We start from the raw sequence: 18,400 nt of genomic DNA, 5'->3' as shown, positions 1-18,400 counted from the left end.
GAGACGATTTTCACCACAAACGTGAAAGCGATCCTACAAAGCAGCTGCTACGCGATCGCAAATAACAAGTCACCAACATTAAAAAGGTTTGTATTCCAATTGAAAATACACGCCGTTTTCTTGCCATGTTCTACCCTCTGAATTGGAAATATCGATTAAAGGAATACCCCAGTCTAAGCGGGCGGAAAAATTTTCTCCCATCTGCCAAAGTAAACCACATCCCAACCCTACCAAGGTATTCGGATCTGGACTGTCTCTACCTGTGTTCCAACCGATACCAAAATCAATAAATGGTGCAATCTGTAAAACTCCCTTATTTTGTCGTGTCTGGAATATCGGTAGTCGTGCTTCTACGGAGGCAATCATGCCGTTATCTGTAACTAAGGCATCTTGACGGTAACCGCGTACGGTTGTGGGACCGCCGATACTAAATTGCTCGATGGGAACTAGAGAATCGCTGGCTAGCTGGACGCTGGAACGCAACAGTAGGCTAGGACTGATTGTTGATTTTGATGTTGCTTGTGTCAAGCGGCGCAAATACAGCATTTGTCCCCGCCAAACTAAAAACTGGCTATCCGGCTCATCATCACTAACACTGGCATTAAAAGCATTAACACCCAAGCTAATTTCAGAATTTACAGCTAAGACGGCTTGGCTACCACGTTGTAACCATTCTTGAGTAAAGTTTAATTCTGAGATTCGGGTTTCTCCGTTGTTATCTGCACCAGAGAAAACGGGAAAGTCTACTCCCAGAATAGAGGAGTTGGTTTCTCGTCTTGCAAACCCAAAACTAAGAGCAAGTTCTTGACTAAGTTGAGGGGTTGCTTTTTGAATAACTGGTTGACGAAAGGTAAATTCATACTCGCGAGAATCTACTTTAATATCTAAATCATCAAAAGGTGCTTCGATAATTTTGTTGTTGGTGATCCGGTAGGTAAAACCAATAGTGCCATTGCGGGGATTGACTGGAAAATTATAACTACCCTCAAACCTGTTGCTACCATCAGTATTGCGATAACCAAAAGTAAATTCATCTCCTAATCCCAACAAACTAGTTTCTGAGATGTCGATACCACGTTCAAAAGTACCGATGCTGGGGTTACGGTGGTTATTTAACATCAGGCGGGTATTAAAAGTATCTGCCCCAAAAACTGTTACTTCTAATAAATTAGTACCGGGTTTGGTACCAGCTGTGAGTTCGGCATTTAATCTTTCAATCCGAGGATTGAGTTGTAATAATTGTAGTGATTCCTGTAGGCGATTAATGTTCAAAGGTTTATAACCAGCCATCGCAATGCGCGATCGCACATAATTTGAACTTAACCGCCCTTTGACTATGTTAACTTTGATGTCTTCTAAGCTACCTTCTAATACCTGAATTTTAACGATCCCCGATTGGATTTCTTGACTAGGTATGTAGGCTCCAGATGTAATATACCCCTGTTGCAGATAAAGTTGAGTGATTTGATTTGCAGCTTGCAGCAGTTCTGCAAAGGTAATCGATTTACCAACAAAATCAGCCGTCGCCTGCTGTAACTGTTGTTGACTAAAAACTGTACTGCCAATAAACTCAAATTTCTGCACAACAATTGTGCCTGGTACACTCTGGATTTCGTCAGGGGTTTGTGGTGGTGTCGGTGGAACCTGGAGTGGTTTTTCTAAAGGTGGTAGAGGCTGGGGTTGGGGTGGTTCTGGTGTTGGCGTCACCGGATTTATGGGCTGTCCCCAAGCAGAGGATGTAGTGAAGAGTAGAGAGAGTAGGGAGAGGGTGGTAGATGAAGAGAATTTGTGTCCCCGGATTCTGGCCTCTTTACGTCTCAGTAAGTTCTTTCTAATTAGCATGACATGACGATGAACTTAATCCAGAATTGTAGGGGGAAGATGTAGGTGTAGCTGCTGTGAGGATGACTGCACCTTTGGAGTTAATATACCAACCTCTGGCGATTGGTGGTAATTGTTGAGTTTGGTTGGTTTTGGTGGCGATCGCTCTACCAGAAATCTTTTCTGCTTGACTCGGGTAAGATTCAAAACTCAGTAATGCTTCACTACTGAGTGGTTCGCTTGGTCGAGGTGGCAATCCTCCCCGCCCAGTGATAATAAACTGACTCTGTCCCTGTTTTCTGTCCGCCGGACAGACTTGTGCTACCACTTCTTCAGGTTTATTAATCTCCTGCGGCAAGTCAAGAACTTCTTGATTTGTACTAGTATTTGGTGTCAAAATTTCTACTTGCCCATCTACCCCTAACTGAGAACTAGCACTAATCTGACATTCTGGACACACAAATAGACCTTGTGTATTAATATTGATATTTCCTCCCCTACCCTGAAATGCATTAGCAGTGATTTTGCTACTTTCTAATAGCACCACAAAGTCAGCCGGACTAAAGCCAGTAATCGTGATGTTACCACCGTTACCACTGCCGCCTGCTTCCGCAGATATCTGGCTACCATGGCGCATTTCTAGGGAATTCGTTTGCAAGAAAATGTTACCACCTTCACCAGATGTGGTTGCCGCTGTGATGCTACCTCTGTTATCCAAAAAAGTAGAGTTAGTATTAATTCTGACACTGCCCGCATTACCTGTTCCCTGGTTTCTCGCGTTCACTTGACCTTCATTTGTAATCCTCAATTTTGGTGTGTTGATTGTCACGTCACCAGATGAACCACTCGGAACAGGCGGTAATCTAAAAAGTTGTCGGGCAATTTCACTCTCAATATTTGCACCAGCACTGATCAGACTGGATTTACCATCAACCTCAACATATTTAGAAGCATTAATAGTAACATTTCCTGCTGAACCACTAGCAGCAGTCGAAGAATCAACTCTACCGCCATCTTGGACGATCAGTTTTGGTGTATTGATAGTCAAGTCACCACCATTACCGATATTCAGCGTCGAAACACCAATTAAACTACCTACTGATTGACTTGGTTCTTTACCAATAACTTGTATTGATTCTGTGGCATTAACGGTAATATCTCCACTAGAGCCACTTCCAAAAGTACCAGCGCCTACCCTCGCTCCATTGAGAACCTGCAATTTCCCAGTGGAAAGATTGACATTTCCTGAGCGTCCAGAACCAAACGTAGAACTAGCAATCAAACTAAGCGCGTTAGGATTGAAAGGTGCAAACCCGTCTACTTGCACTAAGCCTGAAACATCCACATTGATATTACCACCTGCTGCATTCGTAAAGGTAGCAGTTGAAATACCAGCACCATTCTTAACTATTAACTCTTGGGCTGAAATATTAATATCTCCGCCTATGTCACCTCCAACAGTGAAAGGAGAAAAGAAAGTAGGTTGTCCTCCTCCGAAGGTTCCTCCTAATTCTGATCTAATACCACCACCACTATTAAGAAAAATAGACTGAGCATTAATTTTGATGTCGCCGGATATTCCTGAACCTTGATTACTCGTTGTCACCAACCCTCCATCAGTAACACTCAACTTCCCTGTGTTAATGATCAAATCTCCAGACGCTCCACTTGGGACAGGAGGTACTCCAAGAATCTGTCGAATGGTTTCGTTCTCAATAATGGCTGCGGAACCAATCAAACTAGGATTGCGACTCCCTGGGACTGTGCCAGTCACCTCTACTGATTGGGGAGCGTTGATGGTAACATTTCCTGCTGAACCACTTGCAAAAGTGGAAGCATCTATTTTACCACCACCCCGAACTACAACTTTAGGTGAGGTGATACTCAAGTTGCCAGCATTCCCAGCATTGAATGTTGAAACTGCGACGATGCTTGGTAAGAATCGGGATGGTTCTACTCCAGTAACTTCTACTAATTCAGTTGCATTAACGGTTACATCTCCCCCAGAACCAGTTCCAAAGGTACCGGCGGTGATTAATCCCCCGTTAACAACGCTCAATCGCCCCGTTGAAATAGTCACATTTCCCGAATTGGTGGAACCGAAAGTTGAAGCACTAATCAAACTCTGCAATGCAGGATTTATCGGTGAAACTCCAAACACTTGCACTGATTCGGGAGCATCCACATTAATATTGCCGCCTATTGCATCCCTAAAAGTGCTAGTAGATATTTTAGCCCCACCCCGGATATCTAATTGTTGGGTTGAAATTGCAATATCCCCACCCTTGGGAACTGGTAAAGTTATCGGAGAAAAAACATCAGGCTGTCCTATGGCATTTGCTGAACCCAATTCCGATGTGATACTTCCTCCCTGATCCAGAAAAACCGAACGAGCATTGATTCTGATGTTTCCAGAGGCTCCAAACCCATTATTGCTTGCTGTAATGAGAGCGCCGTCTGTAACAAGTAATTTACCTGTGTTAATTGTCACATCTCCAGAGGCTCCAGAAGGATAGGGAGGCAGTCTTAATAATTGCTGCAAGGCGGGATCAACGGTATTAGCAGAGGAGACAATCAGACTGGGATTGACAGATCCTGGGACTGTACCACTGACTTCTACTGCTTCTTTAGCGTTGATTGTAATACTTCCGGCTGGACCACTCGCCAAGGTGGAAGCATCTACTCTACCTCCATCTTTAACAACCAAACGCTGAGTATCAATCGTCACATTACCTGCTGAACCGGGGCCTCCTGTACCGGCGGTAATCTGGCTAGGTGCAAAGACAAATGGGGTAAATCCAATCAGTTCGACTAACTCAGATGCATTTACAATGACGTTTCCACCTGAGCCAGTTCCAGCTGTGATCGATGCAATGTTACCTCCATTTGTTGCTGTGACACGTTTGGTTGAGACTGTAAGTGTTCCCGCATTTCCAGCGCCGTAGGTTGCAGCAGAAATTGTACTAAAACGATTGGGATTTACTGATGAATATCCAAGTACTTCTAAAGACTCAGCAGCATTTATACTGATATTACCACCAGGAGCAGGAGTATAAGTAGCAGCAGATATAACTGCTCCATCTTGAACTACTAAGCGCCCAGTTATAATATTGATGTCTCCGCTTTTGCCACCTCCAATGGTTTCAGCAAATATGTTGGTGGAAATTCGCCCATCTGGTGTGGTACCAATTAATCGCAAAGATTCAGATGCATTGACGTTGATGTTTCCTGCTGATTGTGTACCTTGGGTTTGAATTAATACGGCTGATCCATCTTGAAGTGTAATATTTCTACCTTGTAACTGGATAGAACTGCTACCAACTCCACTAGTATCTGTAATCGCGCGCGATCGCATGTCAATATCTTTAAAGCTAGACACTCCTGTATAGTCCAAACTCCAAACTTGACCAGGGTTAGCAGCAAGATTAACGAAAGAATTTCCACCGACGCTACCTAATTCAATTCGTCCTCCTGCTGCTGTGATCACACCCCCATCTAAGGTGATATCTCCGCCTACTAAACCTAAAGTTTGACCAGGTTGTACCTTTAGCCCGGTAGTATCGCCCCTCGTAAAAGGTGAGAAAATTTGACTTTCAACTGATAAATTGTGACCCTGACCTTGAACGTTGATTGCTGCTGGATTTTGACCAAATTGTAAACCAACTGGCACACTAATTGTTAATAATGGTGAATTTTGAAGATTTGTAGCACTAAATTCTGTGCCATCAGCAAATTTAATACTATTAGCTGTACTTCCTAAAAAAGAACCGCCTATATTTAGTTGGGCATTAGGACCAAAATTAATCCCACTAGGATTAATCAAAATTAAATTTGCTCCATAATTTTCTCTTATTAATCCATCAATATTAGAAATTGAGCCACCTGTGACTCGATTGATAATGTTGACAATACTATTACTATTAGTATTAGCAGTATTTCTAAAAAAAGCTTCGCTGCCAGTAGGCACGGAAAACTCTCGAAAACTATGGAATAGGTTGCTCCCAGCTTGTGTCCCTCCAGTAATTTCAAAGATATTATTAATTTGATTGACACTAGTTGGTACAGTTCCGTCTGGAGAAATTTGGGCTTGAACTAAATTACCAGCAAATAGATAGCTGATAGCGGTTTTAAAGAGTAATAAAAGACATCTATTTACCTGTTCCATCTTTAAAAATAAAATTATACAGATGAAGATAATTGAAACTTATTTTAGTTCTCTTTTTGTGTATTACTTAAGTAAAATTAACTAAAAAATAGTATAGTAAGACTAAATTTTTAGTCAATATTTAAGGAAGCAACTTTAAAATGAACAAACGCTTATCTTGGCTCACTATACTAGGAGTAAGTTCCATACTTGCATCTCCCGCTGTAGCAGTGGTTGCTCAACCCAGCAAAGTTGCATATACCATGAAGGTGACGTGTAAGACAAATACTGCTATACCTACAGTGGTTGCTAGCTTTTCCGAGCAAAAAAGCGTCAAAGATTTAAATATTTTGAGTTTCCCACCTGAATATTTTTCATCCCAAGCTGCGGTGCAAAACTGTGAGAAAACAGCTCAGACTTTGCAAGCACTATATCAAACAGGTCGTGCCAAATACCTCACTAACGACAAATCCAACGCTCAACCTGTAATTTGTGCTGTAGAACGCAGGGGTGTTGGTTGCAATCATTACAGCGCTCAGGTATTATTCACCCTGAATGAAAAGGTAAATTCTTCTCAAGCTTTATACCAAATGCTTGGTAGTGATTTTAAGCAATCACAACCCCCTGATTCTAGGACTGTTGGTAAAATTTACACTGATATCAAACCTCGGTGGTTAAGATTTTGAACCTGATCGAGTACAATTACCTTTTGCTTGCTCTGCTGCTTGGTAGTCTGGTTTAAGTTTGACAGCTGCTTCGAGAGCAGCGAGTCCTTCATCAACTTGGGAAGACTGACAATAAGTTATTCCTATGTAGTATAGAGTTTCTGCTTTTTGAGTATCTGTCAGACGAGATTGAGTCAATATTTGTTGAAATTGAGCGATCGCTTGTTTGTGCTGCTTTAAACTTTGGAATGCTAAACCCCGCCCCCGCAAAGCAGTAAAATATTTTGGATCGTTGACTAAAGCCTGATCAAAAGCAGTAAGTGCTTCTTTATATTGTTTTTTGTGCCATAAGACCTTACCTTTATGACTAAAAGCAATTGCTAATTCTCTGGTCATGTTTTCTGGGGGATTCAGTTTTTGCTTTTCTTGGAGCAGACCAATTGCTTCATCAATAGTCACCAGTGCTGTATCAAATTGTTTTAATGCTAATAACGATTCAGTTTTATTAATCCAAAATACAGGGTCTTTGGTGTCAAGAGTCAAGGCTGAATCAAAAGCTGAGATCGCCTCATAATATTGTTGGAGGTTATATAGTGCTTCTCCTTGACAATTCCAAGCATAGACGGCTTTTGGTTCTATAATTGTAGCTGTAGAGCAAGACTCTAACATTTTGCTATATTCTTGTAAGCCAGCGAGTGCATAACCTCGGTTAGTCCAAGCTTGATAGTAGTTGCTATCGATGTTTAAAAGTTTGTCATATTTGGCGATCGCTTTTTTATATTCTCCTTGATTAAACAGTTCATTACCTTCTTGAAAAATAATACTTACCTCTATATTTTTATAAATATTGAAGCAAAGTGCGCTAAATCCAGCTATTGCTAGCAACAACCAAATCACTCTCAACATGAAGCTTCTGGGATTGGAAATCCAATTTCTGGCTTCAAGCATAGCAATTGCTATCAATGATTTTTTAGTATTAATTCTAGAATTGATTGCAGGTGAAACCTCAGCTATATTTGCTAACTGTTGCTCAACCCAGTTTAAATTAAAAACAGATTGATAAATCCGATTAGCTACTTTTAATTTATGATCTTGTTTAACTACTATTCCTATATTCAATAACTCTGTTTCGACTAAGTCATCTTCAAGTGAATATTTTCCCTGTTGTAATATTTGCTGATATGTTCTCAACAACCATATTGGATTACATTTTTGATTCCCAACTAAATCGTCGTAAATTTTTTGCAAATGTTCAGCAGCTACCTGACTTTCCCAATTTTTAATCAAGCGATTTTGCACCAAATTTTCGACTGTGGATGCTTCTTCTCCAACAGCAATAAAATTTGTATATTCAAACAGCAATTGACAAACCTTTTTAGTCAAAAAAAGCTGATAACCAGTCCACCTCAGCACTTCTTGTACTAATGTTTCTGGGTTACTAGCTTTCTCATTTAAATTAAAAATTTTAATGGTATTTTGGATCAAAGGTTGTAATTGCTCTAATTGTTGATTGATCCAATCCAAATTAAAAATAGATTGGTAAATTCGGTTAGCTACTTTTAATTTATTGTCTTGTTTAACTACTATTCCTATATTCAATAACTCTGTTTCGATGGGATTGTCTTGAGCCGATAATTGTCCTTGTTGTAAAATTTGCTGATATAGCCTTAGTAGTTGTGTAGGATTGCAGAATTGATTTTGGACTAAACTTTGTTGAATTACTTGCAAATGTTCAGCAGCTATCTGACTTTCCCAATTTGTAATCAAGTGATTTTGTACTAACTGCTCAACTATTGTTGCTTCTTTCCCAGCAGGAATAAAATTTTCATGCTCACAGAGCAATTGACAAACTTTTTGGGTTAAAAAAGATTGAGCGCCTGTCCAAAAAAATACTTGTTCGAGTACAACATCTGGATGAGTTGCTTTTTTATCTAGTTTAAATAATTTAGTAGTGTTGTGAATCATGGGTCGCAAACGTCCTAATTCTTGCTCGACCCAATTCAAATTAAAAATAGATAGGTAAATGCGGTTTGATATTCTTAATTTATTTTCTTGTTTAACTACTAACCCTAAGTTCAACAACTCTGTTTGAACTGGACTATCGTGAACTAGTAATTCTCCTTGTTGCAAAATTTGCTGATACAATCGCAGCAACCATATCGAATTATATTTTTGATTAGCAACTAAACCGTCGTGAATTGTCTGTAAATGTTCAGCAGCGATTTGAGTTTCCCAATTTGCTATCAAGTGATTTTGTATTAACTGCTCAACGACTGCGGCTTCTTCACCAGCAGTAATAAAAGTTTTATAATCAGACAGCAACTGACAAACTTTTTGGGTAAGTAAAGGTTGAGCGCTTGTCCAAGCCAGCACTTCTTGTACTAATATTTCTGGGTTACTAGCTTTTTCACCTAATTTGAATAATTTGATGGTACTGCGAATAAAAGGTCGCAAATGCGCTAAATCTTGGTGAACCCAACTCAATTTCACACTAGATTGATGATGAGAATTAGATTCTTGGATGTTTTCCTGTTGCACTGCTAACCCCCGATTTAGTAACTCGGTTTGTTTTGAGAAGCGATAGTCTGTGACTTTCGTTGAGTTCAAACTTGCTCAATTTAAGTTTGTCTTTAGGGCTTTAACCTGATTTTAAACTAACTTCACCTGTGTCCTTACCAAGGAGAAGCAGTGAAGTATTTGATTTATTTTGGTGTACACAGCTCATGTAAGCTACTTTCTCATAACCATTCTATTTGAGTTCTGGCATCTATCCATATGTTGTGAATATTAAATATACTTACGTATATAAAAAAGCTACAAAAAAATATTGACAAAACACTCATTATAAGCAATTATTTGTTTCTGCATCAGAAGTTAGTGTTCTGTGTCACATAAAATTTCAAGATATCGTGGTACACAGATACTAGCCCTGGCGACGAGAAGCAAAACCCACCTGCGCGGGTTAACATCCTGAATTTTTCATTAGTCCACCTCCGTGGACTTCCTTTCAGGAAGCTGCTACGTATCGTGCTTGTGTAGTAGCGAATTATATTCGCCCTAAAGTTTTCAAACATCCTCTAAGGTAAAAACTTCAACTAGAATTATCTTTATTCGATAATGCGGAAAAATAGTTGTAAAAAATTTCCAAAATACTTTAAAATCAGTATTCATGTAAAATGATATTAATTATTAGGCTGAAGTTCAAAGCTTAACAAGCTAAAAATACCAACATTGGGTGCTTCTATTTTTTGATTTATAGTGTGTTCCCCTCAATTAATGCAGAAGCCGCTACGCGCCTACCGGAACGGTAGAAGCCTTAGACGCGCAAGCGGCTACTTTCAGAAGCCACTACCTACGGAAGCCGCAGAAGCGTCTACGTGTCTACCGTAAGGTGGATCGCCAAGAGTGGAAGTTTATTCATTTAGTGTGGCTTCACATTAAATTGGTATTACTTGAATAGAAAACCTCATAGATATTAAGTAGAACGGCGGAAATAATTCAAGGTTTGTAGTGAGGACTAAAGTCCTCAAATAAGGACTGAAGTCCTTACTACGAAATTAATTCCCAATTTTTTACATTCATTAACATAGTTCGATTTATTCCCACCGACTTACTTATCAATCTTTGCTTTTTAAAATTAAAAAACATCACAGATGGACTTAGTGATGTATGGAAATTATTTTAAATTGCATGAGATATTTTAGTTTCATTGGAACACAGGATTAATGTTTAAATTTCATCGCAGTCATTACCAAAATATTTTTAGACCGACACAAACCAAAGCGACGACTTCAAAATTACAAAAATCTCGATGGCAGAGATTTATCACTTTTCCAATCAGCAGCAATAATCTGACAGTTTTAATTTTGTATCAATTAGGTTTGATTGTTGGGTTAGGTATTAGCTCGACTGTAATCATTAATCGCAGTTTTCAGACTCAATCACTTAAACAGGCAAAATCAGAAGTTCATACTATCACTTTTGTCACAAATAAAAGAAATGTCCCTGTAAGCAGGGAAAATCAGTCAGTAGCTGTTTTGATGCAGGTAACTAAACCAGTTAAACTGCAAAGTTTACTCAGTTCAAATTGGCTGCAATACAGCCTGACAGGAGTTTTTGGCTCAATTGTGATTGGAATTGGAACATATATATCGAAGCGCAATACCGTTCAATCAATCACACAGATCAAAGACGCCATGCAAAAATTGACAAATGGCGATCGCTCTGTCAGAGTCAAGATTCGCGCTAACGACGAAATCGGAGAATTAGTTGTGGCTTTTAATCAAATGGCAGAAAAAATTGCCCAAAAAGCAGAACAGCAAGAAAATGAAGCCATAATTGCCAAACAAATCAATAGCATTACCCTTCGCATTCGTGGATCGCTCAACACTGCACAAATTTTAAACGTAGCAGTAACAACCATGCGATCAGCAATTCAAGTAGATCGAGTCGTTGTTTACCGCTTTGCTCAAAACTGGGTAGGAACAATTGTAGCTGAGTCTGTTAACGACCAATGGACAAGTGCCTTGGGTGCAGAGATTGCAGATCCTTGTTTTGCCCAAGATTATATACACAAGTATCAAAAAGGCCGTGTCCAAGCTATAGAAAATATTTACGAAGCAGGTTTAACCCAATGTCACATTCGTCAACTTGCAGCTTTTGAAGTGCAAGCGAATTTAGTCGCACCAATTTTGCTCAATAATAAGTTATATGGTTTACTGATTGCTCATCAATGTTCTAGTCCTCGTCAATGGCAAGCATCAGAAATTGATTTGTTTAAGCAGGTTGCAATTCCCATTGGTTACGCCCTCGAACAAGCATATGTGTTGGAACAGTCCGAAAAAGCCTGTTCTCGTGCAGAATTGATTGCGATCGAGCAGAGTCAACAAAAAGAATCATTACAACGACAAATTGTCAAACTGCTACGAGATATCGAAGGAGCATCCAAAGGTGATTTGACGGTGTATGCAGAAGTTACCGAAGGAGAAATTGGGACAATAGCAGACTTTTTCAACAGCATAGTTGAGAATCTTAGAGAAATAGTCAACAAAGTCAAAACCTGTGCAATTCATGTGAATACAGCTATTGGTGAAAACGAAGGTGCAATCTACCAACTTGCTAACGAAGCCATCAAACAGGCGCTGGAAATTAACCGTACCCTCGATAGTGTCGAACGCATGACACTTTCCATTGCAGATGTTGCAGTTAATGCTCAAAAAGCTGCCGAAATTGCCCATACAGCTTCTTATACTGCTCAAAAAAGTGAAACAGCAATGGATTTGACGGTACAAAAAATCTTTAACTTGCGATCGACTATTGACGACACAGCCAAAAAAGTCAAACGTCTTGGCGATTCTTCAGAACAAATTTCTCGAATAGTTTCCTTAATTAACGAGATTGCTGTGCAAACCAACTTATTAGCAGTCAACGCTGGGTTAGAGGCTGCTAGAGCAGGTGAAGGGAGCCGAGGTTTTATGGTAGTTGCAACAGAAGTTGGTGAATTAGCAGCACGCTGTTCTGACGCTACCCAAGAAATTAAACAGATTGTCGAAAATATTCAACGGGAAACCAACGAAGTTGTCAAAGCAATGGAACAGGGAACTACCCAGGTAGTGGAAAGCTCTCGCATCGTCGAAGATGCTAAAGTCTCCCTTAACCAAATTCTTACAGTTTCTCATCAAATTGATGATTTAGTACAATCAATTTCTCAAGCGACAGTTTCTCAAGTCAAAACATCGCAAGCAGTGACCAAATTAATCACAGAAATTTCCCAAGTCTCAGAAAAAACTAGTCAATCATCACGTTCCATTTCTCAATCATTGCAGCAAACCGTGGGAATTTCTCAACAATTGGCAGCAACTGTGAAAAATTTCAAGATTCAGTAATCACAAATGACAAATAAGACCCTCACCAGTAGTTTGAGTGTTCTGACTTATCTAAGGCGATCGCTTGCAAACAAACCTGAATCTATCTACGCGAACATAATATAACAGTTAACTTCTGCCAGAATTTCGCTGACCCACGTAATACTTATGTCCTGCCAAGACAATACCCATAAATCCCCAAAGAATCATACCGGAAATTCCTAGCATACCGCTACCAAGGGGTAAGGTAGCAAAATTGGCAAGACCGATCGCACGCGCCGCAGCCATAAAAGGATCGAAGCGAGGCTCTGAGAATTGAAAGATTTGAAACAACAGCAGAATCAATCCACCCAAATAAAAGATAGCGCCAAACCAACCGAGGGTGAAAAACATATCCAAAATCCCACTATCGATCACAATTGGTTCTAAAACGCCCTTTTCATTCACAATGAATGTATTGCCGATGCCGTTACCTAAAATATTAGTCATCGCCTTACCCAAACCATCTCGATAAATCCCTTGCCTAACCTGAGCGCTGTTATCATCTTCAAGATTGGCAAAAGTTTCTAAGCGGGTAGCAATAACTTCAGCGAATGGTTCCATTGTGGTTAATGGTACAACACAAATAGCCATGATCACAACAGTTATCATCAGTCGCATTTGGATTTGTGGTTTGAGGGAAGACAGCAAGGTTACGGTTCCTATTACCCAGCATCCCCACAGAGTCCGCACCATCGTCAGCAGAAACGCCAAGTAACCAGCTGCTGCGGCTGGAATACGTACAAATTCACTACTGGTGAATAACAACAGCAAGCCCGTCATCATCATGCTGGCAAAAGGGCCAGGTGACGCCATCGTACTCCAAATCCTTAATCTAAAAGGTTCAGGATCTCCAAAGCTTGTGAGTCTTGTACTTTCTAGCCAGAATCTATCCCACTCTGGAGCAATCATAAATTGGAATACACCATAAATACCTGTCACCAAAACCCCCCAAACAAAGGTACGGATAATGGCTTGACGATACTGAGGATATTCTCGCCAATTGAAAAATATATAGAAAGCAAAACTAATCGGGGTTAACCAATCCAACATACCCCTAGCTGCGGTGAAAGGTGTAGTTTTCACAAATCCAATCAAGAAGCCATAAAATACACCCAAAAAGGCTAGTACAAAAGGCATTCCACCTTTGCGAGCAGATTGGGGAAGGTTTTTTAAGGCGGTATGTAAGGTGAGAAGGGTGATTAAATACTGTGATATTAATAAAAAACGGCTAGGATCAAAACCACTACGGAAATCTATGAGACGACTGACAAAGGGTGTAATAAACCACATCCACCAAGTCAAGCTGATGTAAAGGAGGGGATACCGTAGATAGAGAAAAACCCCTACACCAAAAGTACCTACTAGATAAATTGGGCGAGCGGCTGCACCAGCAGCGAAAATAGATACCACTACAACCAGCACTAGCCCCACAATTGCTAACCAACCTAGTAGTGACTGTTGTGGTTGCTCTGAGCTTGTTGTTGCGTAACTAGTCAAATTACCCTGCCTATAAGTCATTCGATTTTGGATTTTTAAATTTACTGGGCTTTCTCTGATGAGATGAAGCTTTGGTGGGACAACAAAGTCTGCCAAGCCTGGGCGCGTCCTTGCATAGATGCCAACCATTTCTGCCATGCTAAAGTTTTTTCTTTTGGCAAAAATCGCAGTAGTTGTAGCAAACCAAAAGCTTTGCGTGTACCAATAAGTGTAGCCCAAACCATGAATGCTACTATCCTCAGAGGTGGTAAATATTCCAGTAGAGCTAGAGTTTCATTATGTACAGCGTTTTTCCAGGCAAGGTGGTTAAAGTTATTGCGCTGATCTTCATCAAAGCGTTGGGCTGGGTAATGATCCACATTGATCAGGGGATCATAGATGAGTTTCCAATCCCGACTCCGAACTGTCAAGCTAAATGCTAGTTCAAAGTGTACTTGAGCGCCTGTACCAAGCATACGTTCATCAAAGCGCAATCCTGCGATCGCACTACGACGATAGGCCATATTCACGCCTTTGAGTACGTCTACTTCTCGCGCTGTACCCTTACCAGTATGGTGATTACCAATTACACGTCCATACCACTGTAATTTCCCTACTACTTCCGACACGCCTTGGTAGATGAGTTCATTACCCACATACACCAGATCTCGTCCACCAACACCACCAATGCGATCGTCAGACAAAAAGTGGCTTTCCATCCGCGCTAACCAATCTTGGTGGGGTGCAGCATCATCATCAGTGATGGCGATGATATCTCCAGTGGTTGTATCTAAACCTACATTCATCGCCGCCACGACACCAGAGACTGTAACTGTTGCTGCTTCTAATTTGAAGCCTGTGGGATGATAATCTTTGAGAAATGCCCAGGTATCATTATCTGTATCACGCACTACAATTACAACTTGCTCTGGTTTACGAGTTTGTTGTTCTAATGCTCTCAGACACCGCGCCAAATCCTGGGGACGACGGTAGGTAGGAATCATGACGCTGATTGTGATCACGAGCTAACACCTGCACTGAGCTTAGAAGTATTCTTGAGCCGACTTAACCAGCCTTTAACTACACCTTTTAACTTTAATGTCATGTGGAGTTGCCAATCAAATATGGGAGCAAGACCACAGGAGCAAGCTAAAAGACGTAACCGTAATGCTGGCGAATCACCTAATTCTTTTAATAAACTAATCAGTTCTGCTCGTTCATCTGCGGTGAAAATTGGAGAAAAACAAGCAGCAGCATGAATCAACGCCATCTTTTGCCGAAATTTGTCAATTATTTTGGTATCCCAACCTCTTCTTTGAAAAGCAGGGATAAAGCTTTTGTTATAAATCCAAATGTAAGCTTGCAGTTGATCGCCTTTACGCTTGGGACGTATTTTGTTGGTGTCAGTCCAAACGCGGTAATCGGCTAATATTTGATCTGAATAAACATTGCCATAACCAGCATCAGACATTCTCACTGCTAAATCATAGTCTTCACTGTACTTGAGGCGACCATCGCCATAAAACCCAACTTCTCGCAAAGCTTGACTTTTAAACATAAAAATGCTAGAAGCCGTCCGTAAACCGGATACTGACGCTTGTAGGGCTTCATCTGCACTTTGAAACTCATGCTTTCTCACTACTCTGCGGATGCTGTGTTTTTGTCCCCGTTCATCAATTTCCTGAGTAGCAACATGACCCCAACCAGCTTCTGGATATTTTTGCATCAGAGCAATTAAAGTCTCGACATAACGAGGTGCGATCGCATCATCGGAATCAAGACGGATGACATAATCGGTTTTTGGCTGACTCAAAACCCAATTACAATTAGGAGTCATGCCCAAATTTTCTGGATGGCGGTGATAACGAATTTGGGGAAATTGCTGACATAATTGCGCCATCACTTCTGGTGTATTGTCAGTACTGGCATTATCAGCAACCCAAACTTCTACATTCGGATAAGTTTGAGCGCAGGCTGTACCTACAGATTCTAGTAAATACTGCCCTTGGTTATAAGTAGGGATACAAATAGCAACTGATGGTAATTCTTGCATAAGAGAATATTATAAAAATAGGAATGTGGAAGTTAAAACTAGAGAGGGTGAAAATAACTTAATTTGCCTCTCACCATTTCAAAAAATACTTATTAATCCCTGAATTTTGTACTTTTTGTGGTTTATTCAATATAGATATCTTTTTGTTAGGAATAAATCAAGTTAATCTTCCTGTTGATTAGTCCTATTTCCTGCTACTTCTTTTGATCTTTAAGATGATTTAACTAACTCTTCAAATACATCCACATAACTCTTTGCCATTAATTGCCAACTATGTTGTTCAGCAAGAGTTCGAGCAGCCTGACCCATTTGACTACGTAAGGTGCGATCGCTCGCCAAAAATGATAGTGCTTGTGCTAAAGCTTCTGTATCATTAGGATCTGACAGTACAATCCCTGCTTCTGGTTTTACCAGTTCTGCTGCACCGGTAGTTACCGCAGTAATTACAGGTAAACCACAAGCCATAGCCTCAATCACCACTAATCCAAAAGGGTCATAGCGGGAAGGAAAGACCAAAAAGTCTACCGCTTTCATTAACTCCGGGACATCATCACAAAGTCCCAGAAAATATACTCGCTCATTTAACCCCAAGGATGCAGCTAGTTGTAAATAGGGGCTACCTTCCGTAATTCCCGCAACTGCTAAATGTAAATCTGGCACTTTCACTAAGGCATGTAAAACCGTATCCAAATTTTTGCGTGGAATTCTAATGTCTCCCGCAAACAGCGCCAGGGGTACATTTTGGGGGAGATTCCATCGTGAGCGATCGCTCACTCCGGGTGAAAACTCTTGCAGGTCAACACCATTAAAAATTACTTGCAACCGTTCTGGTGGCACACCTATTTCCAATAAATCCTTTCCGACTTTATCAGATACAGCTATAACTACCTGTGCTTGCTCAAAAGCTGATTTTTCCCAACGTGCATTCATCGATGTATACAGCCATTGGTAAAAATCGTATAAAACTCCCCGTGTATTTAGTAAATTCTTCAGTGACTTTGGTTTAGCCCCAATAGCAGAGAATTTCAACCAAGAGCTGTGAACAAAATGCACTGCATTCACATCAGCAGGTGCTGTTGTAATTGCACCATTAGCTTTGACTACATCAAATTCACCTCGGTGTTGACGTAGCCAATGACCACTCCGCCAGGAGAAAATCATATTGCGAAAAATTTCTGTCGGCCAGCCTTTAACAGGAATATTAATCCATCTGACTTGGCTATGCTGCTGTAACTCTGGAGCCACTTGGCTGGCTAACAAGATAACATCATAACCCCGACGAATTGCTTCCCAGGTAACTTCATAGTTAACTCGACCCTGACCATTACCTTTGACAACATTGTGGGTAACAATGCAAAGTTTCACGTTCACTATCCTCTAAAATCAATTTTCTGCTTAACTCTTAAATTCCAGATGGCAGTAATAATCTTTGAATCCGAGAACGTCGAATAATTTCCGGCCAAGCTTGGATAGCTTTGTTTTTAAATAAATATCTTGACATTTGTAAAAAGTATATAAGCAGAAAAGCTATCAATTTTAAAGGGTTAGGGAACAAATCTTTATAGCGTTTAATACCAATGTAAAGACGAGCCGCTTCAATATTTAAGTCATAATAATTCAAGCCACCAATATCCAGATCAGATGTACCAGTTGCCAAGACACTGTTTACTGGATAAATATCAGCTTTTAATTCTGGGCAATATAAAATCTTGTAACCACGCTTAATTGCCCTCAGAGCAAGTTCAGCATCTTCATAACCAAAAAAGATATTTTCATCCCATTGTTCTTGGGTCAAAAAATGTCTGGGAAACACAGTAGCGTGAATAACAACAGTTTGAGGAGTATCATCAGTGGGTGAAAAATGTCCTTGAAAAGTGAGTCTAGCTGGTACAAAGTGGGCATATTCGTTTTTGCTAGTACCTGTCAGGATAGTCTGATTTCTTTCCTGGGTTGACATCTGCGAATATCTTTCTATAGCCACACTAAAAAATTCTGGCTGCACACAAATATCATCATCAACAAAAGCAACAAAATCAGTTTCCGATTCTGGAATTGCATTTACTGCATTGTTGCGGTTAGCGCAAACACCACGACGAGGTCCCTGGATATAATTTGTACCTGGATATTTCTGAACAACTTGGTAGTTTGCTTCTTGTACTTGTGGATCACTAGAGTCATCAGAAACAACAACCCTGTGGGGTTTTACTTGAGAATTCCAAAGTGCTTTGAGGCAAATATCTAAGGATTCTGTACGATTTCTAGTTGTGATGCAAGCGGAAATTCGCATTTATTTTTACCTATAACTTGAGAATAGGGAACGGGGGAAGGGGATCGG

10 protein-coding genes are annotated in these 18,400 nt (G+C 40.3%); 2 read left to right on the top strand and 8 right to left on the bottom strand.

The window, feature by feature from the left end; translation table 11 throughout:
* Window positions 1-78 precede the first annotated feature (78 nt).
* On the bottom strand, window positions 79-1,842 hold the full coding sequence (locus tag B4U84_RS02155) for a ShlB/FhaC/HecB family hemolysin secretion/activation protein (RefSeq protein WP_131115293.1): 1,764 nt from the start codon (window positions 1,840-1,842) through the stop codon (window positions 79-81).
* Complete coding sequence (locus B4U84_RS02150) at window positions 1,832-5,986, bottom strand: two-partner secretion domain-containing protein (RefSeq protein ID WP_131115291.1); 4,155 nt, start codon at window positions 5,984-5,986, stop codon at window positions 1,832-1,834. The genes B4U84_RS02155 and B4U84_RS02150 overlap by 11 nt, the downstream gene beginning before the upstream one ends.
* A gap of 140 nt (window positions 5,987-6,126) precedes the next feature.
* On the opposite strand from B4U84_RS02150, the gene B4U84_RS02145 reads away from it, so the two are divergent.
* Complete coding sequence (locus B4U84_RS02145; RefSeq protein ID WP_131115289.1) at window positions 6,127-6,651, top strand: COP23 domain-containing protein; 525 nt, start codon at window positions 6,127-6,129, stop codon at window positions 6,649-6,651.
* On the opposite strand, the gene B4U84_RS02140 is transcribed toward B4U84_RS02145, so the two are convergent.
* Entirely contained in the window at window positions 6,640-9,237 is a 2,598-nt protein-coding gene (locus B4U84_RS02140; RefSeq protein WP_131115286.1) for a tetratricopeptide repeat protein, read from the bottom strand. The two genes, B4U84_RS02145 and B4U84_RS02140, sit on opposite strands and share 12 nt — an antisense overlap.
* 1,118 nt (window positions 9,238-10,355) lie before the next feature.
* Between B4U84_RS02140 and B4U84_RS02135 the strand changes: the two genes are divergently transcribed.
* Complete coding sequence (locus B4U84_RS02135; RefSeq protein ID WP_131115284.1) at window positions 10,356-12,515, top strand: methyl-accepting chemotaxis protein; 2,160 nt, start codon at window positions 10,356-10,358, stop codon at window positions 12,513-12,515.
* Between the two features lie 108 nt (window positions 12,516-12,623).
* Here B4U84_RS02135 and B4U84_RS02130 read toward each other — a convergent pair whose 3' ends face one another.
* The 5 genes from B4U84_RS02130 to B4U84_RS02110 form a co-directional block, all read right to left on the bottom strand.
* Window positions 12,624-14,054: an O-antigen ligase domain-containing protein gene (locus B4U84_RS02130; protein WP_131118665.1), complete on the bottom strand. Its 1,431-nt coding sequence runs from the start codon at window positions 14,052-14,054 to the stop codon at window positions 12,624-12,626.
* 20 nt (window positions 14,055-14,074) lie between these two features.
* Window positions 14,075-15,034 (bottom strand): glycosyltransferase family 2 protein, encoded by a 960-nt coding sequence (locus B4U84_RS02125; protein ID WP_131115282.1) that lies wholly within the window; start codon window positions 15,032-15,034, stop codon window positions 14,075-14,077.
* Window positions 15,031-16,065, bottom strand: coding sequence for a glycosyltransferase family 2 protein (locus B4U84_RS02120; RefSeq protein ID WP_131115279.1), 1,035 nt, complete (start codon window positions 16,063-16,065; stop codon window positions 15,031-15,033). The genes B4U84_RS02125 and B4U84_RS02120 overlap by 4 nt, the downstream gene beginning before the upstream one ends.
* Before the next feature lie 210 nt (window positions 16,066-16,275).
* On the bottom strand, window positions 16,276-17,430 hold the full coding sequence (locus B4U84_RS02115; protein ID WP_131115277.1) for a glycosyltransferase family 4 protein: 1,155 nt from the start codon (window positions 17,428-17,430) through the stop codon (window positions 16,276-16,278).
* 37 nt (window positions 17,431-17,467) lie between these two features.
* On the bottom strand, window positions 17,468-18,352 hold the full coding sequence (locus tag B4U84_RS02110) for a glycosyltransferase family 2 protein (RefSeq protein WP_131115275.1): 885 nt from the start codon (window positions 18,350-18,352) through the stop codon (window positions 17,468-17,470).
* Between the last annotated feature and the right edge of the window lie 48 nt (window positions 18,353-18,400).

Source organism: Westiellopsis prolifica IICB1 (assembly GCF_004323185.1).
Lineage (GTDB): Bacteria > Cyanobacteriota > Cyanobacteriia > Cyanobacteriales > Nostocaceae > Pelatocladus > Pelatocladus prolificus_A.
The sequence above is the reverse complement of the archived record's forward strand: the minus strand, read 5'-3'. Positions and strand labels throughout refer to the sequence as shown.

Coding starts and splice junctions, on each gene's coding strand:
- B4U84_RS02155 (WP_131115293.1), bottom strand. CDS start 1,842: ATGCTAATTAGAAAGAACTTACTGAGACGTAAAGAGGCCAGAATCCGG.
- B4U84_RS02150 (WP_131115291.1), bottom strand. CDS start 5,986: ATGGAACAGGTAAATAGATGTCTTTTATTACTCTTTAAAACCGCTATC.
- B4U84_RS02145 (WP_131115289.1), top strand. CDS start 6,127: ATGAACAAACGCTTATCTTGGCTCACTATACTAGGAGTAAGTTCCATA.
- B4U84_RS02135 (WP_131115284.1), top strand. CDS start 10,356: ATGTTTAAATTTCATCGCAGTCATTACCAAAATATTTTTAGACCGACA.
- B4U84_RS02130 (WP_131118665.1), bottom strand. CDS start 14,054: ATGACTTATAGGCAGGGTAATTTGACTAGTTACGCAACAACAAGCTCA.
- B4U84_RS02120 (WP_131115279.1), bottom strand. CDS start 16,065: ATGCAAGAATTACCATCAGTTGCTATTTGTATCCCTACTTATAACCAA.
- B4U84_RS02110 (WP_131115275.1), bottom strand. CDS start 18,352: ATGCGAATTTCCGCTTGCATCACAACTAGAAATCGTACAGAATCCTTA.